Below are 21,336 nucleotides of genomic sequence, written 5' to 3'. Positions count from 1 at the left end.
CCCTTCCTTATAATCCTGCGACCCACCGTTACTGTTGAAAGGCTTAGGCCGAGGGAACCACCACTCGAAGGGGTGCTGAATGGGCTCTTATACAGTGGGAGCGAAAGCTCCTTAAGTGAAATCTTTAATTATCGGGTAATTATTAGCATGAAAACTTTCGTTGCTAAACCAGAAAGCGTAAAACGCGACTGGTATATTGTAGACGCAGAAGGTAAAACTCTGGGCCGTATCGCAACTGAGATCGCATCTCGTCTGCGTGGTAAGCACAAGCCGGAGTACACTCCGCACGTTGACACTGGTGACTACATCGTAGTTATCAATGCGGACAAAGTAACCGTAACTGGTGCGAAATTCACTGACAAGATCTACTACAGCCACTCTGGCTACATTGGTGGTATCAAGTCAATCAGCTTTGATAAGCTGCAAGTGAAGAAACCAGAAATGATCATTGAACTTGCCGTTAAAGGTATGTTGCCACGTGGTCCTCTAGGTCGTGCAATGTTCCGTAAACTGAAAGTTTACGCGGGCGCTGAGCACAAGCACGCGGCACAACAGCCGCAAGTACTGGACATCTAAGGGGATTATAACAATGGCAGAACAATACTACGGCACTGGTCGTCGCAAGAGCTCCACAGCTCGTGTATTCATCAAGCCGGGCAGCGGTAACATCGTAATCAACAAGCGTGAGCTGGAGCAGTACTTCGGTCGCCCAACCGCTTGTATGGTTGTTCGTCAGCCGCTTGAGCTGGTTGAAATGACTGAGAAGCTAGACCTTTACATCACTGTTTCTGGTGGTGGTATCTCTGGTCAAGCTGGTGCTATCCGTCACGGTATCACCCGTGCACTGATGGAATACGATGAGACTCTTCGTCCTGCTCTTCGTGCAGCTGGCTTCGTCACTCGTGACGCGCGTAAAGTTGAACGTAAGAAAGTTGGTCTACGTAAAGCACGTCGTCGTCCACAGTTCTCTAAGCGTTAATTCGCTTCCGAATATTATTCGGGAACTATGGATCAAAAAGCCTGGCTTATTGCCAGGCTTTTTATTATCTAAATTCAAATCATTACCACGTTTAATACACCTACTTCCTTCCCCTCTGTCACCTTTCCTTATATTGATATTTTCCTGAATTTTTTCTTTTTTAGCAGTTAGTTAAAAAAACGGTGCATACCTCACATTTGTTACAAAAAAGTAGCTTTATCTTGTCAAAAAGTGGGGTTTTCCTTATCATTTAAGCCACGTATGCCTGTGCTATCTTTAGATAATCAATAGGCTGTTTACGTAATAAATACTTTTTTGAGTTAGCCGTACGCTCCAGGGACGCATAAGGACAGTTATAAAAATCCATGCGGGAGCACATGGGAGAATGTTGGATGAGCAATGCGCCAGTGAATTCCGGCCGACGCCGTTTCCTGACTCTATCAACCGCTGTGGTTGGTGGTGTGGGTGCAGCAGCAGTCGCTGTACCTTTTATTAAGTCTTGGAACCCTAGCGCCAAAGCAAAGGCTGCCGGAGCCCCGGTCGAAGTCGATATTAGTAAAATTGAGGAAGGCCAATTAATCAGGGTGATTTGGCAGGGTAAGCCTGTATGGATTGTTCGTCGTAGCGAACTAGCCTTGCAGCAATTGAATGAGATCGGCGATAAGCTTCGCGATCCTGAATCTCTTGAACCACAGCAGCCTGAGTATATTAAGAATGCCTACCGCTCCATCAAGCCTGAGCTTTTTGTTGCAGTGGGATTGTGTACGCACCTTGGTTGCTCCCCAACATATTTACCAGACAGTTTTGGTGAACAAGTTGAGGGCGTCACATCAGGTTTCTTCTGCCCGTGTCACGGTTCGAAGTTTGATATGGCGGGTCGTGTATTCCAGAGTGTACCAGCACCACTTAATCTGGTTGTCCCGCCTTATACATATCTGAATGATAAACGTATTCTGGTAGGTGCCGATGAGGGAGCAGCGTAATGGAAAACTTGCTTAACTGGTTCGAGAAACGCCTGCCCGTGATGAATGCTTATAAAAAGCATTTGTCTGAATACCCGATGCCGAAAAACTTTAACTTCTGGTACTTGTTTGGCTCCCTTGCCATGCTGGTGCTAGTTAACCAGCTACTGACAGGCATTTGGCTGACCATGAGCTACAACCCTTCTGCTGAAGGGGCGTTTGCATCAATTGAATACATCATGCGTGATGTAGAATACGGCTGGCTATTGCGTTACATGCACTCTACGGGTGCGTCAGCATTTTTCGTTGTGATATATCTGCACATGTTCCGCGGTCTCATTTATGGCTCGTACCAAAAGCCTCGTGAGTTACTGTGGGTGTTCGGCATGCTGATTTTCTTAGCTCTGATGGCCGAGGCTTTCATGGGTTACTTGCTACCATGGGGACAAATGTCTTACTGGGGTGCGCAAGTTATCATTTCACTGTTTGGCGCTATCCCTGTCATTGGTGATGATTTAACACTATGGATTCGTGGTGACTTTGTCCTTTCAGGTGCAACGCTAAACCGTTTCTTTGCCTTACACGTTGTGGCATTGCCAATCGTGATTTTGTTGCTGGTTGTGCTGCATATCCTTGCGCTGCATGAAGTCGGCTCAAACAACCCTGACGGTATTGAAACTAAGCTGCCTAAGGGCGCTAAAGGCGAAGGTTACGAGACACAGTTCCCGTTCCACAAGTACTACACCAAGAAATACGACATCATTGATTCGGTTCCTTTCCATCCATACGGTACGGTGAAGGATCTGATTGGTGTTGCTGGTTTCGGTATTTTGTTTGCTTACGTCATCTTCTTCAATCCAGAAATGGGCGGCTATTTCCTTGAGCCACCTAACTTTGAAGCGGCAAACCCAATCAAGACGCCTGATCACATTGCACCTGTATGGTACTTCACACCGTTCTACGCCATTTTGCGTGCGGTTCCTGATAAGTTAACGGGTGTTGTATTGATGGGCTTGTCCATAGCCGTGCTGTTTGTTTTGCCTTGGCTAGACCGCTGTAAAGTGCGCTCTTACCGCTATCGCAGTAAATTGCACCTTGCGAACATTGTTCAGTTCGTTATCTCCTTCATTGCTTTAGGTGTGTTGGGCACATTGCCTGCAACAGGCCTGTACACGCTGCTGGCACAAATCTTTAGCTTTGGTTATTTCATGTTCTTTGTTTTGTTGTTTGTCTACAGCAAAAACGAAGTAACAAAACCATTACCGGAGAGGGTGAACTACTAATGAAGAAGTGGATTGTAATTTTGTTCGCGTTGCTGCCTTCTCTCGCTATGGCTGCAGGGTCGAACGTTCCGCTGGATGCGGCAAATAATGATTTGTCAGATAAAGCATCACTGCAAAACGGCGCTAAGTTGTTCATGAACTACTGTTTTGGTTGTCATGCAACTCAGTATCAGCGTTATGAACGTATTGCTGATGATCTCGATATCCCGAAAGATCTGATGATGGCAAACCTGGTTTTTGACGAAAACGCAAAAATCGGTGATTTGGTCAAAAATGCAATTACGGTTGATGACGCAGCGACCTTCTTCGGTGGCCCAGCTCCTGACTTAACACTTGTTGCGCGAGTGCGCGGTACGGATTGGATTTATACCTATCTACGTGCTTTCTATGAAGACCCATCACGTCCATTTGGTGTGAACAACACAGTGTTCCCAAGTGTTGGTATGCCACATGTACTTGAAGAACTTCAAGGCACGCCCGTTAAACAGTACAAATCTGTGCTGATCGATGGACAGCAAGTTGAAGAGTTTGTTGGTATCGAATCATTGGGTAATGGTGAGCTGAGCCCAGAAGAATACGATGATGCCGTACGCGATTTGGTGAACTTCCTCGAATATTCGGGTGAACCGAATAAACTGGAACGTCAACAGATGGGGTATTGGGTCATTGGCTTCCTTGTCGTTTTGCTTATCTTGACCATATTGCTCAAGAAAGAGTATTGGCGTGACGTTCACTGATCGGTTAATCTAGTGAGTTGCTGATCCACAATGGGAGCAGGTGCTCCCATTGTTTTTTCTATAGATGAAATATTCTGGAGGGGTTAATGGCTGTTGCTGCCAATAAACGCTCGGTGATGACGTTGTATTCTGACGCATCAGACATGTATAGCCATCAGGTTCGCATCGTTCTTGCTGAGAAAGGTGTAACCTACGAGATTGAGCTTGTTGATCCTACTAACCTACCAGAGGATTTACTTGATCTGAATCCGTACAACTCGGTACCGACGTTGGTTGACCGTGAATTGGCGTTGTATAACGCGAATATCATCATGGAATACCTGGATGAGCGTTTCCCTCACCCACCGCTAATGCCGGTTTACCCTGTTGCCCGTGGTAACAGTCGCCTGATGATGTACCGTATCGAGCGTAACTGGTACACCTTGGCTGAGAAAGTCGAGAAAGGCAATGCTGAAGAAGCTGATAAGGCTCGCCGTCAGCTACGTGAAGAGTTGTTGGCTCTGGCACCTGTGTTTGCAGAGTACCCGTTCTTTATGAGCGAAGAGTTTAGCTTGGTAGATTGCTACTTGGCACCTTTGCTATGGCGTTTGCCAGTCATGGGTATCGAGCTTAGTGGTCCGGGTTCGAAAGAAGTGAAGACTTACATGGCTCGCGTATTTGAACGTGATTCATTCTTGGCTTCATTGACTGAAGCTGAGCGCGAGATGCGTCTGGCCCAGTAATGACTGAAGAGACTTTGAAGCCTCGTCGCCCGTATTTATTACGGGCGTTTTACGACTGGTTAGTTGAAAACGATCTGACGCCACATTTAGTGGTTGATGCAACGTTGCCCTACGTGAATGTGCCGCTTGAGTACGTTCAAGATGGTCAAATAGTTCTAAACGTTGCGCCAAGAGCCGTTGGCAATCTTGATCTTGGTAATGATGAAGTTTGTTTCAATGCGCGTTTTGGTGGTCGACCTATGCTCGTGTCGGTGCCGCTATATGCAGTGCTTGCGATTTATGCACGAGAGAATGGTGCAGGTACCATGTTCGATCCTGAACCTGCTTATGAAGCAGAGCTTGAGCGACTTGAACTGGAACCTGAAACTGAACATGAAGGTGATAACCTCACTGAAATTTCAGGGCAAGCCGATGTGGAGGAATCCACTGAGGTTGCGCCAGATTCAGAGCCTGACAATAGATTCAAAGGTCGTCCAACACTGACGGTCGTTAAATAAAAAAAGCAGCCAATGGCTGCTTTTTTCTTATCCTTTCAAACTGAATTATTCAGTTTCGGTTGGAGTCGTAGGTTGTTCATAGTATTGAAAACCTTTGATGACCTGCTTGACACCGCTTAGATTTCGCGTGATCTCTGTGGCTTCGTTAGCTTGCTCTCGAGTGACGTACCCCAGCAAAAACACTTCACCATCTTCAGACAACACTTTGATATTAACGTTTCTAAGCTTCTTACTGCCAATGATCGCTGACTTAACTTTGGTTGTCAGCCAAGTATCTTTGCTCACTTCCCCCAATGACAGTGGTTCTTTAATGCGAATTTGGTCGTATACCGTTTCAACACCCTTAAGTTCGCGTATTTTTGCAACCAGAGATTGCTTGAGAGCGCTTGTCTTCGCTTGTCCTATTAGCAGCAGGTTACCATCGTAAGAAACGGCATTGATGCGTGTATCGCCTTGATAGGGGGCTTTATTGGCGATTCCTGCAACTTCCATAGATAGCTGAGTGTCTGCCCATTCTGTTTTGGCGTTTCGAGTGTCCTGCTCATAAATAGCCGAACAGGCACTTAAGCCAAATACCGTGGCAAGTAAAAGTGCCTTCTTCATCGCTTACTCTCCGTGTGTCGGGAAAAGAAATTGGTCAATCAAATCACAAAGGGTATGGAGGGTAACGAGATGAACTTCTTGAATACGCGCAGTGCGTTGCGATGGGACTCGAATTTCCACATCAAGTTCACCAAGCAAACCGGCCATTTCACCACCATCTTTACCCGTTAAGGCGACGATGGTCATATCTCGTGTTACTGCTGCTTCCATGGCCTTGATGATGTCTTTGCTGTTTCCGCTTGTGGAAAGGGCTAAAAGTACATCGCCAGCTTGACCAAACGCGCGGACTTGCTTTGAAAACACTTCGTCATGGTGATAATCGTTAGCCACGGCTGTTAAGGTGACAGTGTCGGCTGTCAACGCTAAGGCGGGTAAGCTCGGGCGCTCGGTTTCAAAGCGATTAAGCAGGCATGAAGCAAAGTGTTGGGCATTTGCTGCAGAGCCACCGTTACCGCAACAAAGGATCTTGTTGCCGTTTAACAAGCATTGAACCATGACCATTGCGGCTTTTGAAATTGGCTCTGGCAGTGCTTCAGCGGCTGCGATCTGAGTTTGGATGCTTTCGGTGAAGCTCTCTTTGATGCTGTCTAGCATTGATTACCCTTAAATATATATATTCTTCATCCAGTTTACAGAGTTTACATCACCTTCAAAAGCCACAGCATCAAAGCGAAATTCGGCGTGGGTCGCGGAAAGCCCTTGTTTAGCAAGCCAGAGATAAGCTGATTTGAGTAGACGTTGTTGTTTTTGATGAGAAATAGTTACTGCTGCGCCACCGAAAGCCGACTGTTTGCGAAATTTAACCTCCACAAATACGATGCAGGTGCCGTGACGCATGACAAGGTCTAATTCGCCCACTTTAAAGCGGGCATTTTTATCCAAGGTGACCAAACCCTGCCGTTCTAAATAACGGCAGGCTTGTTGTTCGTAGAGATCGCCAGTTTGTTTTTTATTTAACTGAAACAATCCCTTGGTCTCCAAACACTGCCCAAGACACAGAGCGGTTCACGGTACAATAGTCACCGAGAGATAGCTCTCCGGAATGTCCTTCATAGCGATACTCAGGTAAGGCTTGCATTTGAGGGAGCGCTTCGATGAGGGCATAAGCATCCATACCTAAGGCATATAGGCGAGTCATTCCGTTGTCGAGTTCAGGCCAAAGTTGGTTGAAACGGGCAGCGGTCGGGTCGTTGGGTTCGACAAGCAAAGGAACATCACTAAACTCAATGCCACGAAGCTCTCCAATTTCGCCAACGCCGTTCACGCGATTGTTACTGCGTGAACTCGCGTAGAGTTTCGGAGGCTTAACATCAGGGTTGATTGCCACTTCAATGAAGGGCTTGAGCAGTGTGAGTTCGCCAGCATTCGCCACCAAGTACACGGAGTCTACATCACGACGACTGCGTTGCTCTGATTCCATGTCCAAGCCAAGCAATTGGTTCATTTGCTGAATACGGCCTTGGCTTTCTGTTAAACCAAATACACGTTTCACCGTTTTTTGCATTGCTGAACGATTTTTAAAAAATTCGACTTCAGCGGGCTCGCCTGTTTCGGCTTCCCATTGCTTCGAGAATGCATCACTCACTCGGCGACCGAAACGGTTATCTGGTGCGATAACCAAAGGAAACTCATGCATATTTTGGGCAATGTGCAGTGCTGCCTGTTCCGCTTCTTGTTCTGGCGACAAGGTGAAAAAGCAAGTATTGGCTTCGCCATCTTCATTGAGGGGAATATTCAATGCTAATGTGGGAATGCTATTTGCGCTTTTCGTGAGGAAGTCATCGACCTTGTCTTTTTGCAATGGGCCAATGACAAACTGAACACCATCTGCGCGCATGGTATTGACGATATCCATCATAGGCATGGCATTCGTGTCATAAAACATCACTGAAGGCACAGTGTTACCGGAGCTATCGTCCAATAAAGCTTGCAGGATACCGTTGCGAATCGCTTCACCTTGGGTGGCAAATTTGTCGCTTAGGGGTAACATAACGCCAATGCGGTCTGGGCGAGTGATCTCCATTGCCTGCAATGTCGCCAAATTCTCTGGTAAATACTGATTTGCAGGGTGTGATGGGTTTGCTGTTAGCCATTGATTCAGTGCTTCTTGCTGTTGAGCAGGGCGCCCTGCGTAACGACGAAGGGTATCAACGAGTTCAATCCATCCCACCAAGGTTTGGTTGCCACTAGCAGCGAGGGCATTGAGATCAGACTGTGGCATTTGTACCAAGAGATCCCACACTCGGTTCCAGTTTTGCTGCTTATCATAGCTGTCAGTGAGATAAGGCGACGCTTCAGCATAGGATAGGGCGGCACCCGCTTTATTCCCCACTTGCTGATAGAGTTCGCCTTTTAGGATGTAGTAGCGCTCAAGTTGAATGGCGGGCAATTGCCATGTTGGCAAGAAATTGAGGCTATCTACCGCTGCTTGTGCGTTGCCTTTTTGCGCCAAAAGTTGTGCACGTCCAAGTTGCCACTCAGAAAGCTGCAAATTCGTTAGTGGCATTTTTGCGATTCGGCTCACTAAAACATCGGCTTGCGAAAATTGCTGTTCGGCAATAAGGGCTTTCAAAGCAAGCAAATACCAATCTGCTTTTTCTTCACCCGTCGTGGTTTCAGCTTTTAGCAAGTAGAACGTTGATGACTCACGCGCAGGCGCTGTGATGTCATATTGAGGCCCTTGCTCAACCGGTGGCGTTGTTTGACACGCCGAAAGCACCAATGCTAGGGCGATTGGAGAGATAACTCGTGATACACTTTTGCACTTATGGGTTATTTTACGCATGAACATCTTCTGTCCGTAACTTGTTGCCCTCTATATTAATCGCCGAAGGGTTGTGAAACAAATGACTGATGAAACTTCAACCGTGGTTGACGTCTCAACTTTATATATCGTGCCGACACCGATCGGAAACCTGGGAGACATCACCCAGCGTGCACTGGAAATATTGCAGCAGGTTGACATCATTGCTGCCGAGGATACCCGCCACACTGGCAGACTTTTGTCCCATTTTAGTATCACGACCCGAACTTTTGCGCTTCATGACCATAATGAACAACAAAAAGCGGATTTCTTGATAGAAAAACTGGTCAATGGTCAGTCGATTGCGTTGGTCTCTGATGCTGGCACGCCGTTGATCTCTGATCCAGGTTACCACTTAGTGACTCGTTGTCGTCAGGCGGGTGTTAAAGTTGTGCCCCTGCCCGGTCCTTGCGCGGTGATCACCGCACTAAGTGCGTCGGGTTTGCCATCTGATCGCTTCAGCTTTGAGGGTTTCTTGCCGCCAAAGAGTAAAGGTCGACGCGATAAGTTTACTGAGATTGCCCAAGATCCGCGAACCATGATTTTCTATGAATCACCACACCGTATCACCGATACGCTGGAAGACATGCTTGCAGTGCTTGGCACTGAGCGCCAAGTGGTGTTGGCTCGCGAACTGACAAAGACTTATGAAACCATTCATGGTGCGCCGTTAGGTGAATTGGTTGAATGGTTGGGACAAGACAGTAACCGCATTCGTGGCGAAATGGTTTTGTTGATTGCAGGTCATCGCGCTGAGAAAGACGATCTGCCGATTGAAGCAACCAATGCTGTTACCTTGATCGCGAAAGAATTACCGTTGAAGAAAGCGGCGGCGATTGCTGCTGAACTTTATAGCGTGAAAAAGAATGCCTTGTACAAGTGGGGCTTAGAAAACCTCGGTTAGCAAGAGCCGTTATACCGTGTCCAGTACCTATAAATGGTTTTTAATGCGCCGATTATAGGTAAATGTACTCGTTTGGGCTTTTAAATTTGCGGATAAGCGCGTCTTGAGGTTGCTCGGGTATAGAGACTTCTATATAATCCGCCGCCTGAGTTGGCTGGGTAACCGCTGCTTCGTTGATGTCCTTTGGGAGACTGACGGGGGGGAGGAAAGTCCGGGCTCCACAGGGCAGGGTGCCAGGTAACGCCTGGGGGGCGCAAGCCTACGACCAGTGCAACAGAGAGCAAACCGCCGATGGTTTACTATTTATAGTATTCACAGGTAAGGGTGAAAGGGTGCGGTAAGAGCGCACCGCGCGTCTGGCAACAGTTCGTGGCACGGTAAACTCCACCCGGAGCAAGACCAAATAGGTCCCTAATGGCGCGGCCCGCGTTGGGGACGGGTAGGTTGCTTGAGCCTGTGAGCGATTGCAGGCCTAGACGAATGGTTACCACCGTTTTTACGGTACAGAACCCGGCTTACAGGCCGACTCACTTAATACCCAGAAGGCGAGCATTAGCTCGCCTTCTTTAGTTTTAAAGATAGGAAAAAGTGTTTTAGCTTCCGCTAAATCACGAATATCGTCGCTAGCATGGCGTACGGTTAAAAAAACAGCATGGCTGTAATCAACGACAAGCTGTTGAAATAAAATATGGTTCACGAAACTGTGACCTATGTCGCCCAGCAGGGTTGCTTGACTTTCTTTTTGCCTGATACTTACACTTCTTAGTGGGAAATTGTGGAATAAAGTGGGTTATTCTGGTGGGAAAGGGAATTAAATGACATGTTGAGAGGGGTGAGCGCCATTTCTCTCGACGGAAAAGGTCGGGTAGCATTGCCAAAGCGATATCGAGAAGAACTTGATGCGCTATGCGATGGCGTGTTTGTATGCACCATTGATCATCAGTTACCATGCCTGCTGCTTTATCCGCTACCTGAGTGGGAACGGATTGAAGCCAAACTTTCCCGTCTTTCTAGTCTCAATCCTGCAGAGCGTCGATTGCAACGTTTGTTGCTCGGGCATGCGTTTGAGTGCGAGATGGACGGACAGGGTCGAATTCTGATTGCCCCAACGCTGCGTGATTACGCGGGGTTAAACGGGAAAGCCATGTTAGTTGGACAGTTGAACAAGTTTGAACTGTGGAACAGCGACAAATGGCAAGAGCAGATCGACCAAGATATTCAAATTCAAGCCGAATCAGCGGAAGCGTTGAGTGAAAGGCTCAACAATTTCTCGCTTTAGGTACCCAAGATTATGTCAGAGCAGTTTTCACATATTTCCGTCCTTCTCCACGAATCCATTGAGGGTCTAGCTCTCAAGCCTAACGGTATTTATATCGATGGTACGTTTGGACGTGGTGGTCACACCCGCGAGATCTTGTCACGTTTAGATGAGAATTCTCGTCTTTACAGTATTGATCGTGATCCTCAGGCGATTGCTGAAGCGGGCAACATTGATGATCCGCGTTTTAATATCATTCAAGGCCCTTTCTCTGGTATTCAGCAATATGTTGAAGAGTTAGGTTTGAGCGGAAAGATCAATGGTGTTTTGTTGGATCTAGGCGTTTCATCGCCTCAACTTGATGATGCAGAGCGTGGTTTCAGCTTTATGCGTGACGGTCCGTTGGACATGCGCATGGACCCAACATCCGGTATTTCAGCGGCTCAATGGCTTCAAGAAGCTGACGCAGATGATATTGCGTGGGTATTGAAAGTCTTTGGTGAAGAGCGTTTCGCTAAGCGTATTGCTCGCGCCATTGTTGAACATCGTGAAGATGAGGAAAAAGAGCCTCTGACTCGCACGCTGCAACTGGCCAAGCTGATTGCTAATGTCGCTCCGTCGAGAGACAGAAAAAAACACCCAGCGACGCGCAGCTTTCAGGCAATTCGTATTTACATCAACAGCGAGTTGGATGAAATCGAAACCGCATTGCAAGGTGCATTGAACATCCTTGCGCCGGAAGGGCGTTTATCGGTGATTAGCTTCCATTCTTTGGAAGATCGCTTGGTGAAGCAATTTATTCGTAAACAAAGCAAGGGGCCAACTGTGCCTCATGGTTTGCCGCTGACAGAAGAGCAAATTCGTGCATTGGGCAGTGCAAAGATGAAGCCTGTAGGTAAAGCACTTAAACCAAGCGATGGTGAAGTTTCAGACAATACACGTTCTCGCAGTTCAGTGTTGCGAGTAGCTGAAAAATTAGGTGACTAATGGAACGCGCACCGGGTCTGACTAAGCAAATATTTCATGACCTTACCACTGTGGGTAAGGTGCCATTGGTGTTGCTGGTACTGGTGCTGCTTTCCGCGTTATCTGTGGTGTATGTTACGCAAAAAACACGCACTGAAATTGCCCATCAAGATCGGTTATTGATGGAGCGAGAAAGGCTTGAGGTTGAGTGGCGAAATCAGATCCTCGAAGAACATGCATTATCGGAACATAGCCGTGTCGAGTCCATGGCACGGAATGATCAGGACATGATTCGTCCTGACAGCAGACGTGAAATCATAGTGAGTCAATAGTGTTTAAGGGAAAGAACAAACCAACGAATCAACGCGCCAAGAAGCCAGCGCCAACACTGATTAAGTGGCGTTTCGTGACGGTTTGCGTGTGTATTTCTTTCGCTTTGGTTGCCCTGATATCTCGTGCTGCTTATATTCAAGTGATAGAGCCTGATCGCCTTCGTTATGAAGGCGATTTGCGTTCTGTTCGCGTCAAAGCCCTCCATTCTTCCCGCGGTATGATCACTGACAGAAATGATGAATCTCTGGCAGTAAGTGTGCCTGTTGAAGCGGTCTACGTTGACCCCGTCACCGTTTATAAAAACGGGGGCCTGAAAGAAAAAGATCGCTGGTATGCGCTAGCTGATGTACTGGGGCTAGATCGTGAGAAGATGCTCACTCGCATTGAAAAGAACCGCAATAAGCGCTTCATCTATCTTCAGCGCCAAGTTGGCCCTGCTGTCGCCAATTATGTGGCAGGACTGAAACTGCCGGGCATTGGTATGAACGATGAATCTCGCCGTTTTTATCCAACCGGAGAGGTTAGTGCTCACTTAGTTGGCGTCACTGGTATCGATGGTCGCGGCCTAGAAGGCATTGAGCGAGGCTATGATGGTTGGCTTAGTGGTGAACCAGGTCGTCGCACCGTGCGCAAAGACAGATACGGTCGTGTGGTGGAAAACATTTCTTTGGAAGCCAAAGAAGAAGGTAAGCCGCTGCAGTTGAGCATCGATCAGCGCCTTCAAGCCATTTCCTATCGCGCCATCAAGCAAGCGGTTGCAGACTATCGAGCAACATCGGGATCGTTGGTGATGGTGGATGTGCGCACTGGCGAAGTGTTAGCCATGGTCAATGCCCCGTCATACAACCCTAATAATCGCGCTGATCTCAAAAGTTTTAAAATGCGTAACCGCGCTATCACAGACGTTTTTGAGCCGGGCTCAACCATCAAACCTTTGGTGGTATTAGCTGCGCTTGAGAATGGCGTTGCAGATGAAAACACTATCATTGATACCGGCAATGGCGTGATGTCCATTGGTGGTGCACGAGTGCGTGATGTGTCCAAAGCGGGCAAGGCCGACCTTCGAAAAATTCTTCAAAAATCCAGTAATATCGGCGTCAGTAAACTTTCGCTCTCTATGCCAGTTGAAGCCTTGCTTGGCCTTTACAGCAGTTTTGGCATTGGTGATGCTACTGGTGTGAACCTGATTGGTGAGTCGTTCGGCTTATACCCTAACCGCCGTCGTTGGTCTGACTTTGAGCGTGCGACGCTTTCGTTTGGTTACGGATTATCTATTACCCCTGCGCAATTGGTTCGCGCCTATGCCGTTCTTGGTGGATTAGGTGTAAATCGCCCGCTGTCGATTTTGAAAACCGAAGCGGTTGTGCCGGGCAAGCAAGTTGCTTCCCGTGAAAACACCCGCAAGGTGCTAGACATGCTTGAAGCCGTTACCCAGGAAGGTGGCAGTGCGAGAAGGGCCGCAGTGGAAGGCTATCGTGTTGGTGCTAAAACCGGTACAGCAAAAGTGGCTGTCGCCGGCGGCTATGGTGATGAATATATTGGTTATACAGCGGGGATCGCACCCATCAGCAATCCGCGCATCGCTATCGTGGTTGTGATCAATGAACCGCAAGGCGACAAATACTACGGTGGTCAGGTTGCGGCCCCTGTGTTTTCAGACGTAATGAAGAGCGCGTTGCAGATATTAAATATTGCACCGGACGCTCAGCAACCCTCGTTACAGATTGCTAAAACGGACAGGCAAAACTGATGCCGAATACCAGCTTTAAAGAACTTCTAGCGCCGTGGTTTGACGCTGCGCCAGATATCAAAATTTCCGGTTTGAAACTGGATAATCGCCAGATAGTTCATGGTGATGTGTTTGTTGCCGTTCAAGGGCATAGCTTGGACGCGCGTCGTTATATTCCTGACGCTATTGCCGCAGGTGCTGTCGCGATTATTGCCGATGAAGGCGATACCAGCGGGCAGTTTGGGGTTTCACTCCACGCTGATGTTCCTGTAGTGGCTTTTCCCCACCTAAAATCTACGTTATCAGATATCGCCGCACGCTTTTATCAGGCACCAAGCCTTGCGATGACGACGATCGGTATTACCGGCACAAACGGTAAGACAACAGTCAGCCAGTTGATTGCCCAATGGATTGATTTGTTGGGTGGGAAAGCAGCGGTTATGGGGACCACAGGGAACGGTTTCCTGTCGTCACTCGAAGCCGCGCCGAATACCACGGGCAGTGCGTTGGATATCCAGCAGCAATTCGCACAGTTTAAAGGCCAAGGGGCGACCCATGTGGCAATGGAAGTGTCTTCGCATGGTTTAGTGCAAGATCGCGTGAAAGCTGTCTCTTTCGATGCGGCGATCTTCACCAATCTCAGCCGTGATCACCTTGATTATCATGGCACGATGGAAGCCTACGCTGAGGCCAAACTGCGTTTGTTTACGCATTATGGCTCACCAGTGCCAGTGATTAATGTAGATGATCCTATTGGCGCGGATTGGGTGCGAAATATGCCTGAAGCCGTTGCTGTCTCTATGTCAGAACATACAGTCAGTGCCCATCAAGGCAAAAAACTCTGGTTGACGGATGTGACCTATGCGACCAGTGGTGTGACCATCGCTTTCTCCTCATCGTGGGGGGAAGGAGAATTCACTGCGCCTTTGGTGGGTGAATTCAATGTGATGAATTTGCTACTGAGCTTGGCAACATTGCTCGGTCTGGGGTACGACAAAGCCACTCTTCTGGATGTCGCCCCACAACTTCAAGCCGTTATCGGTCGAATGGAAGTCTTTCATCACGCTGACAAACCCATGTTAGTTGTTGATTATGCTCATACGCCCGACGCCCTAGAAAAAGCACTTCATGCACTGCGCCGTCATTGCGACGGTAAGTTGTGGTGTCTGTTTGGTTGTGGTGGCGACAGAGACACGGGCAAACGTCCAATGATGGCTGAGATTGCAGAGCGTCTCGCCGATGTCGCCATTTTAACGGACGATAATCCTCGCTCGGAACCTCCAGAAAGCATTGTTGCCGATATGCTCAAGGGCATGGCCTCGCCAGAGAAAGCCGTTATTCTTCATGACCGCGCGGAAGCGTGTCGCTATGCTTTTGAAAACGCGTCAGAAGATGATGTGATTCTGGTGGCCGGGAAAGGCCACGAAGACTACCAAGTATTGGCCACAGGTACAGTTCATTATTCCGATCGTGAAACGGTTCGCGATCTGCTGGAGGTAAAGGGATGATCCCGGTTTCGCTGCAAACGTTGCAGTCTGTTTTAGCGGCTGACCTGCAAGGTGAAGACGTCATCATCAATGCCGTATCAACCGATACACGTTCACTCGGTGAAGGCGCTCTGTTTGTGGCGCTGGTGGGTGAGCGTTTCGATGCGCATGACTTTATCGATACCGCAAAAGCCAATGGTGCTTCTGCATTGTTGGTGTCGACACCAGTAGACTCTGACTTGCCACAGTTGGTGGTTAAAGACACCAAACTGGCATTGGGTCAACTTGGTGCTTGGGTTAAAGCCCAGTGCGATGTGAAAACCATTGCGCTAACAGGCAGTTGTGGCAAAACCACGGTAAAAGAAATGTTGGCGGCGATTTTATCTCAACAAGGGCAAACCTTGTATACCGCGGGTAATTTCAATAACGACATCGGTGTACCTTTAACCTTGCTGCGTTTAACGCCTTCAGACACATTTGCTGTGATTGAGCTGGGTGCGAATCACATCGGAGAAATTGCTTATACCACACAGTTGGTTAAGCCAGACATTGCGATGGTGACGAACTTAGCGGCCGCCCATCTTGAAGGTTTCGGTTCGCTAGACGGTGTGGCTAAAGCCAAAGGCGAAATCTTCGAAGGTCTGGAAGATGGCGCGCTGGCGATTGTTAACCTCGATAGTTTCGGTGGTGAACGTTGGGGTGACGCACTGAAAAGTAAGCAGTTACTTACCATGACGGTTTCAGGAAAAGATGCTGACTACCGTCCTGAGAATATTCGACAAACTGACAACGGTTGTTTCGAGTTTGATTTAGTGACGAACGAGGGTGTTTATCCTTTGTTTGTGAATTTACCCGGACAACATAATGTCGCGAACGCGATATTGGCAACCATAGCGGCACTGAATGTTGATGGTGTCACCATGGATGATGTGGCGCGTGGTCTCGCTTCCGTGTCGCCTGTTAAGGGCCGAGGCGCGATAAGCTTCCCGCGTCCGGGACTTCGCCTGATCGACGACAGTTACAACGCCAGCCTTGCCGCCATGAAAGCCGCTATAGATTTACTAGATAGCTTTGCGGGCGATAAGGTTATCGTTTTAGCCGACATGGGAGAGATGGGAGAACACTCTGCGGCGGTACACCAAGAAGTGGCAGACCATCTTAGCCAAGCCTCCATTCAAACCGTGATCACTCATGGGCCAGCCAGCGAAGCTATCAGTGCTCGTTGCGGTGGTCAACATTTTGAAAACAAAGACGCCCTGATGGCGCATGTAGTAGAACTCATGAAAACAAAACGTGAAGTATCCGTTTTGGTCAAAGGGGCCAACGGAATGAAAATGTCAGAAGTGGTAGCAGCAATCGAGGAGAGCGCGTCATGCTAGATTGGCTATCGGATATTCTTGCCCAGCACATTCCCTTCTTCAGGCTATTTGATTACCTGACGTTTCGCGCCATTCTCAGTGTGTTGACCGCTTTGGTGCTTTCCCTTTGGATGGGGCCGCGATTGATCGCCCGTTTGCAGATGTTGCAGATTGGCCAGGTGGTTCGCAACGAAGGCCCTGAATCTCACTTCAGCAAGCGCGGAACGCCGACAATGGGCGGATTGATGATCCTCACTGCGATTACCGTCACTGTGCTGCTGTGGGCTGATTTGTCCAACCCGTATGTTTGGGCGGTGTTGTTTGTCACTTTAGGTTATGGCGCCATTGGTTTTGTCGATGATTATCGCAAAGTAGTGCGTAAGAACACCGATGGTCTTATCGCGCGTTGGAAGTACTTCTGGCAATCTGCCATCGCTTTGGTCGTGGCGTTTGCGCTGTATGCTTACGGCAAAGATACCGCCGCTACTCAGCTAGTTGTGCCTTTCTTTAAAGATGTGATGCCGCAGCTGGGCCTGTTCTACGTGGTGTTTACCTACTTCGTGATTGTTGGCACTAGCAACGCGGTTAATCTCACCGATGGTCTGGATGGCCTTGCCATTATGCCGACTGTGATGGTCGCGAGTGGTTTTGCATTCATCGCGTGGGCAACAGGCAACGTTAACTTCGCCGAATACCTGCATATCCCTTATATCAAAGATGCGGGTGAACTGGTGGTGGTTTGTGCGGCAATTGTCGGCGCTGGCCTGGGATTTTTATGGTTTAACACCTATCCAGCACAAGTCTTTATGGGCGATGTGGGCTCACTTGCACTGGGTGGTGCGCTAGGCACTATTGCTGTGTTGGTACGTCAAGAATTCTTGCTTGTGATCATGGGCGGTGTGTTTGTGATGGAAACCTTGTCTGTGATTTTGCAGGTGGGTTCTTACAAACTGCGCGGACAACGTATTTTCCGCATGGCGCCTATCCATCATCACTATGAGTTGAAAGGCTGGCCTGAACCACGAGTGATTGTTCGTTTTTGGATTATTACCTTGATGCTTGTGCTGATTGGCCTTGCGACGTTGAAGGTGCGCTAAATGAAGACTGACGCCACGAGCAAAAGCGCTGAGAACAAGCACGTTGTGGTGATAGGGCTTGGTATGACTGGGCTCTCTGTCGTGAACCATCTGGTCGCGAAATCGGATAACGCAAGCATTCGTGTCATAGATACCCGAGATAATCCGCCGGGCGCTGACAAGCTGCCACCTAACGTGGATCTTCATGCTGGTGGTTGGAATATGGCATGGCTTCTTGATGCCGATCTTATCGTTGCGAGCCCAGGTATTGCATTGGCAACTCCCGAACTCAAAGCAGCGGCAGAAAAAGGCATCGAGATTGTTGGTGATATTGAATTGTTTGCGCGGGATGTGACAGCGCCAGTGATTGGTATTACCGGCTCCAACGGTAAAAGCACTGTCACCAGCCTTGTCGGTGAAATGGCGAAGGCGGCGGGCGTGAATGTCGGTGTGGGCGGCAATATAGGTTTTGCCGCGTTGGATATGTTGGCATATGACCATGATCTCTATGTATTGGAACTCTCTAGCTTTCAATTAGAAACCACGTCGTCACTCGACATGACTGCGTCTGTATTTTTGAATTTGTCAGAAGACCACATGGATCGCTATGACGGTATGGATGATTACCGACAAGCGAAGCTGCGTATCTATGATCAAACTCAGCTTGCTGTATGGAATCAAGATGATATTCAGACACAAGCGCCAGCTAACCAATGCGCTGAAAGTTTTGGTTTCTCACAAGGTGAGTACACACTCACTCTTCATCAGGGTGCTGAGTGGTTGACGGCAAAAGGCGAGCCTATTATGGCGGTGTCTGACATTGCGTTGGTTGGTCGTCACAATGTGGCTAATTGTCTTGCTTCAATGGCGCTCGCCGATGCGGTCGGGATTGACCGAGCGGCGCAATGTCAGGCAATGCGCGAATATTGTGGTTTGCCTCACCGTTGCCAACAGGTATTGGAACATCGCGGTGTTTTATGGGTCAACGATTCTAAGGCGACAAACCCTGCGAGTACTTTGGCAGCGTTGGATGGTCTTCAATTGCCCGGTAAGCTACATCTTCTTGTTGGGGGTGACGGCAAAGGCGCAGAGTTTTCATCATTGAAGCCCGTGCTTGCCGCATTGGATGTGACTTTGTATTGCTATGGTCGAGATAGACAAGCATTTTCGAACTTAGTCTCTTCACCTGTGGTGGTTGAAACCATGCAGCAAGCCATGGACATCGCAGCAGAGGCGGCAAAATCCGGAGACATGGTTTTGCTATCGCCAGCGTGCGCGAGTTTCGATCAGTTCACCAACTTTATGGTACGTGGCGATACGTTTGCTGAGTATGCCAAAACCATTACCGAATATAACGCCAAGGAGACAGTGGCAGAATGATGAGTGCGAAGTGGGAAGACATGCGTGTCTTGCGTTGGTTGTCGCGACCAGCGCCCACTGCTTTGTACGACAGACACCTTGTTTGGCTCTCGTTTGGATTAATGATGGTGGGCCTGATCATGGTTTCGTCTGCCTCAATTCCAGTGTCGACTCGCTTGGTTGATCAGCCATTCTATTTTGCGATGCGTCAGGGAGTGTACCTCATCGGTGCGCTAATCATTGCCGCTATGGCGTTGCAAATCCCACTGGCTCGTTGGCAACAACTCAGTATTCCCATGCTGTTTATCTCACTGGGGTTGCTGGTTGCGGTTTTGGTGGTGGGGCGTTCGGTTAACGGCGCGGTACGCTGGCTACCGTTAGGTGTGATTAACCTTCAGCCTGCAGAAGTGGCGAAACTGTCCCTCTTTTTGTTCATCGCAGGTTATCTCGTTCGCCGACATGGTGAGGTACGAGAAAGCTATACGGGGTTCCTTAAGCCGCTCGCTGTGTTGGTTATTATTGCTGGCTTGTTGCTGCTACAACCAGATTTGGGCTCTGTGGTCGTCATGTTTGTCACCACCATTGGCATGTTGTTCATTGCTGGCGCTAAACTCTGGCAGTTTGGCGTGCTGCTCTTTAGTGGACTAGGGCTGGTGGGTTTGCTGATTGTCGCGGAGCCTTACCGCGTAGCGCGTGTCACGTCGTTTTTAGACCCATGGCAAGACCCCTTTGGTAGCGGCTATCAGCTAACCCAATCTCTTATGGCGTTTGGTCGAGGAGATTGGTGGGGGCAGGGATTGGGCAATTCCATTCAAAAGCTTGAATACTTGCCCGAAGCGCATACTGACTTTGTTATTGCTGTGCTTGCTGAAGAATTAGGGTTAGTCGGCGTTGTTGCGGTGCTGTTGATGGTGTTTGCGTTGGTTTTCCGCGCGCTGTTTATCGGTAAGCGCTGTCTTGAGGCTAATCAACTATTTGGTGGGTTTCTCGCGTTTGGCATCGGTATTTGGTTTGCGTTTCAGGCCCTTGTCAATGTTGGCGCTGCGGCGGGGATTGTGCCAACGAAAGGTTTGACCTTACCACTGGTAAGTTATGGTGGTTCCAGTTTATTTATTATGTCGACAGCGGTCGCCATTCTTCTTCGCATTGATTATGAATACCGTTTAGAGACCTCTCAGGCGCACCAACGAATAGTGACCCATGAAAAACGAAAACGAACGAAAACATAAGAAATTATTAGTGATGGCTGGAGGGACTGGCGGTCATGTTTTCCCGGGGTTGGCGGTTGCCAATGAACTGCAGCAGCAGGGCTGGAAAATTCGCTGGTTAGGCACCGCAGACAGAATGGAGGCCGATTTGGTGCCTAAACATGGCATTGAGATCGACTTTATTGAAGTAAAGGGGCTGCGTGGTTCAGGCTTTGCGCGTAAACTTCTCGCCCCCTGGATGGTAATAAATGCCGTACTGCAAGCGCGTAAACATATTCAACAATTTCAGCCTGATGCCGTACTCGGTATGGGGGGATATGTGAGTGGTCCAGGTGGCTTAGCGGCATGGTTGAGTGGTATTCCTGTGGTCTTGCATGAACAGAATGCGGTCGCAGGATTAACCAATCAATGGCTAGCTAAAATTGCTAAGCGTGTGTTGCAAGCGTTTCCTGGCGCATTTCCTAACGCGGAAGTGGTGGGGAATCCAGTACGAAAAGATGTGTGCGAACTGCGTGACGCAGTGCCTTATCAAGATGGGACACCGCTGAATATTCTCGTGATGGGGGGCAGTCAAGGCGCTCGCATTCTTAATCACACCGTGCCAGAGGCACTGGCATTGCTAAAACGCGATGTGTTTGTTCGCCATCAAGCGGGTAAAGGCAACCAAGCAGATACGCTCAATCGTTTTGCGCGGGCAAAGATTGAAAACGCAGATGTCACTGAGTTTATTGATGACGTTGCAGAGGCATATGACTGGGCAGACGTATTGATTTGCCGCTCAGGAGCATTAACGGTTTCTGAAGTGTCTGCGGCGGGCGTTCCGTCGATATTTGTCCCGTTTCAACATAAAGACCGCCAACAGGCATTGAACGCAGAACATTTAGTACAAGATGGTGCAGCCATCATGATAGAACAACCCGATTTGACCGCTGAAAAGCTAGCATCGGCGTTAGAGCACCTAGATTCACAGTCGTTGATGACAATGGCACACGCTGCGAAACGCGCAGCGATTACCGATGCGGCAGCGCGTGTAGCTGCTGTCATCAAAGACGTAGCGAAATAAGAGAACAAG

The 21,336-nt window shown here is 48.7% G+C and carries 22 protein-coding genes and 1 other RNA gene; 19 read left to right on the top strand and 4 right to left on the bottom strand.

What is annotated here, in order from left to right; translation table 11 throughout:
- The first annotated feature begins 147 nt into the window (after positions 1 to 147).
- The 7 genes from rplM to sspB all read left to right on the top strand — a co-directional run bounded on the left by rplM (position 148) and on the right by sspB (position 5,180).
- Positions 148 to 576, top strand: a complete 429-nt coding sequence (gene rplM / locus LRP50_RS02615) for a 50S ribosomal protein L13 (RefSeq protein ID WP_016960771.1) — start codon at positions 148 to 150, stop codon at positions 574 to 576.
- A 13-nt stretch (positions 577 to 589) separates the two neighbouring features.
- The gene (rpsI, locus tag LRP50_RS02610) at positions 590 to 979 is read left to right on the top strand and encodes a 30S ribosomal protein S9 (protein ID WP_028023111.1); all 390 of its coding nucleotides are present in this window, start codon (positions 590 to 592) and stop codon (positions 977 to 979) included.
- Positions 980 to 1,371: 392 nt separating this feature from the next.
- The gene (gene petA, locus LRP50_RS02605; protein WP_028023110.1) at positions 1,372 to 1,962 is read left to right on the top strand and encodes a ubiquinol-cytochrome c reductase iron-sulfur subunit; all 591 of its coding nucleotides are present in this window, start codon (positions 1,372 to 1,374) and stop codon (positions 1,960 to 1,962) included.
- Complete coding sequence (locus tag LRP50_RS02600; protein WP_274162930.1) at positions 1,962 to 3,224, top strand: cytochrome b; 1,263 nt, start codon at positions 1,962 to 1,964, stop codon at positions 3,222 to 3,224. The genes petA and LRP50_RS02600 overlap by 1 nt, the downstream gene beginning before the upstream one ends.
- Entirely contained in the window at positions 3,224 to 3,961 is a 738-nt protein-coding gene (locus tag LRP50_RS02595) for a cytochrome c1 (protein WP_274162929.1), read from the top strand. The genes LRP50_RS02600 and LRP50_RS02595 overlap by 1 nt, the downstream gene beginning before the upstream one ends.
- Before the next feature lie 86 nt (positions 3,962 to 4,047).
- The gene (gene sspA / locus LRP50_RS02590; RefSeq protein WP_028023107.1) at positions 4,048 to 4,683 is read left to right on the top strand and encodes a stringent starvation protein SspA; all 636 of its coding nucleotides are present in this window, start codon (positions 4,048 to 4,050) and stop codon (positions 4,681 to 4,683) included.
- Positions 4,683 to 5,180: a ClpXP protease specificity-enhancing factor gene (gene sspB / locus LRP50_RS02585; protein WP_274162928.1), complete on the top strand. Its 498-nt coding sequence runs from the start codon at positions 4,683 to 4,685 to the stop codon at positions 5,178 to 5,180. Before sspA ends, sspB begins: the two co-directional genes overlap by 1 nt.
- Positions 5,181 to 5,225: 45 nt before the next feature.
- On the opposite strand, the gene LRP50_RS02580 is transcribed toward sspB, so the two are convergent.
- Genes LRP50_RS02580 through LRP50_RS02565 form a run of 4 tightly spaced genes read right to left on the bottom strand, consistent with a single transcriptional unit; the run spans position 5,226 to position 8,574 of the window.
- Complete coding sequence (locus LRP50_RS02580) at positions 5,226 to 5,783, bottom strand: BON domain-containing protein (RefSeq protein WP_274162927.1); 558 nt, start codon at positions 5,781 to 5,783, stop codon at positions 5,226 to 5,228.
- A gap of 3 nt (positions 5,784 to 5,786) precedes the next feature.
- Positions 5,787 to 6,377: a phosphoheptose isomerase gene (locus LRP50_RS02575; RefSeq protein ID WP_274162926.1), complete on the bottom strand. Its 591-nt coding sequence runs from the start codon at positions 6,375 to 6,377 to the stop codon at positions 5,787 to 5,789.
- Positions 6,378 to 6,386: 9 nt separating this feature from the next.
- The gene (locus LRP50_RS02570; RefSeq protein ID WP_274162925.1) at positions 6,387 to 6,749 is read right to left on the bottom strand and encodes a YraN family protein; all 363 of its coding nucleotides are present in this window, start codon (positions 6,747 to 6,749) and stop codon (positions 6,387 to 6,389) included.
- On the bottom strand, positions 6,733 to 8,574 hold the full coding sequence (locus tag LRP50_RS02565; protein ID WP_337992895.1) for a penicillin-binding protein activator: 1,842 nt from the start codon (positions 8,572 to 8,574) through the stop codon (positions 6,733 to 6,735). Before LRP50_RS02565 ends, LRP50_RS02570 begins: the two co-directional genes overlap by 17 nt.
- Before the next feature lie 55 nt (positions 8,575 to 8,629).
- On the opposite strand from LRP50_RS02565, the gene rsmI reads away from it, so the two are divergent.
- The 12 genes from rsmI to murG all read left to right on the top strand — a co-directional run bounded on the left by rsmI (position 8,630) and on the right by murG (position 21,327).
- Positions 8,630 to 9,490 carry a 16S rRNA (cytidine(1402)-2'-O)-methyltransferase gene (gene rsmI, locus LRP50_RS02560; protein WP_274162923.1) on the top strand — a complete coding sequence of 287 codons (861 nt, stop codon included), beginning with the start codon at positions 8,630 to 8,632 and terminating at the stop codon, positions 9,488 to 9,490.
- Positions 9,491 to 9,636: 146 nt separating this feature from the next.
- Positions 9,637 to 10,024: RNase P RNA component class A (rnpB, locus tag LRP50_RS02555), an RNA gene on the top strand.
- A 286-nt stretch (positions 10,025 to 10,310) separates the two neighbouring features.
- A complete protein-coding gene (mraZ, locus tag LRP50_RS02550) occupies positions 10,311 to 10,769 on the top strand; it encodes a division/cell wall cluster transcriptional repressor MraZ (RefSeq protein WP_028023100.1) in 459 nt (152 codons plus the stop codon).
- 12 nt (positions 10,770 to 10,781) lie between these two features.
- Positions 10,782 to 11,735: a 16S rRNA (cytosine(1402)-N(4))-methyltransferase RsmH gene (gene rsmH / locus LRP50_RS02545; RefSeq protein ID WP_274162922.1), complete on the top strand. Its 954-nt coding sequence runs from the start codon at positions 10,782 to 10,784 to the stop codon at positions 11,733 to 11,735.
- Positions 11,735 to 12,046 carry a cell division protein FtsL gene (gene ftsL, locus LRP50_RS02540; protein ID WP_028023098.1) on the top strand — a complete coding sequence of 104 codons (312 nt, stop codon included), beginning with the start codon at positions 11,735 to 11,737 and terminating at the stop codon, positions 12,044 to 12,046. Before rsmH ends, ftsL begins: the two co-directional genes overlap by 1 nt.
- Positions 12,046 to 13,797 carry a penicillin-binding transpeptidase domain-containing protein gene (locus tag LRP50_RS02535; protein WP_274162921.1) on the top strand — a complete coding sequence of 584 codons (1,752 nt, stop codon included), beginning with the start codon at positions 12,046 to 12,048 and terminating at the stop codon, positions 13,795 to 13,797. The genes ftsL and LRP50_RS02535 overlap by 1 nt, the downstream gene beginning before the upstream one ends.
- Entirely contained in the window at positions 13,797 to 15,284 is a 1,488-nt protein-coding gene (gene murE, locus LRP50_RS02530) for a UDP-N-acetylmuramoyl-L-alanyl-D-glutamate--2,6-diaminopimelate ligase (RefSeq protein ID WP_274162920.1), read from the top strand. The genes LRP50_RS02535 and murE overlap by 1 nt, the downstream gene beginning before the upstream one ends.
- On the top strand, positions 15,281 to 16,642 hold the full coding sequence (locus LRP50_RS02525; protein WP_274162919.1) for a UDP-N-acetylmuramoyl-tripeptide--D-alanyl-D-alanine ligase: 1,362 nt from the start codon (positions 15,281 to 15,283) through the stop codon (positions 16,640 to 16,642). Before murE ends, LRP50_RS02525 begins: the two co-directional genes overlap by 4 nt.
- Positions 16,636 to 17,718 (top strand): phospho-N-acetylmuramoyl-pentapeptide-transferase, encoded by a 1,083-nt coding sequence (gene mraY, locus LRP50_RS02520; protein WP_028023094.1) that lies wholly within the window; start codon positions 16,636 to 16,638, stop codon positions 17,716 to 17,718. Before LRP50_RS02525 ends, mraY begins: the two co-directional genes overlap by 7 nt.
- Positions 17,719 to 19,077: a UDP-N-acetylmuramoyl-L-alanine--D-glutamate ligase gene (gene murD, locus LRP50_RS02515; protein WP_274162918.1), complete on the top strand. Its 1,359-nt coding sequence runs from the start codon at positions 17,719 to 17,721 to the stop codon at positions 19,075 to 19,077. It begins immediately after the preceding gene.
- Positions 19,074 to 20,285, top strand: a complete 1,212-nt coding sequence (ftsW, locus tag LRP50_RS02510; protein WP_274162917.1) for a cell division protein FtsW — start codon at positions 19,074 to 19,076, stop codon at positions 20,283 to 20,285. The genes murD and ftsW overlap by 4 nt, the downstream gene beginning before the upstream one ends.
- Positions 20,257 to 21,327, top strand: coding sequence for an undecaprenyldiphospho-muramoylpentapeptide beta-N-acetylglucosaminyltransferase (gene murG / locus LRP50_RS02505; RefSeq protein WP_274162916.1), 1,071 nt, complete (start codon positions 20,257 to 20,259; stop codon positions 21,325 to 21,327). Before ftsW ends, murG begins: the two co-directional genes overlap by 29 nt.
- Positions 21,328 to 21,336 lie beyond the last annotated feature (9 nt).

Source organism: Enterovibrio gelatinilyticus (assembly GCF_028683095.1).
Taxonomy (GTDB): domain Bacteria; phylum Pseudomonadota; class Gammaproteobacteria; order Enterobacterales; family Vibrionaceae; genus Enterovibrio; species Enterovibrio gelatinilyticus.
This window is presented reverse-complemented; position numbering and strand designations above follow the sequence as displayed.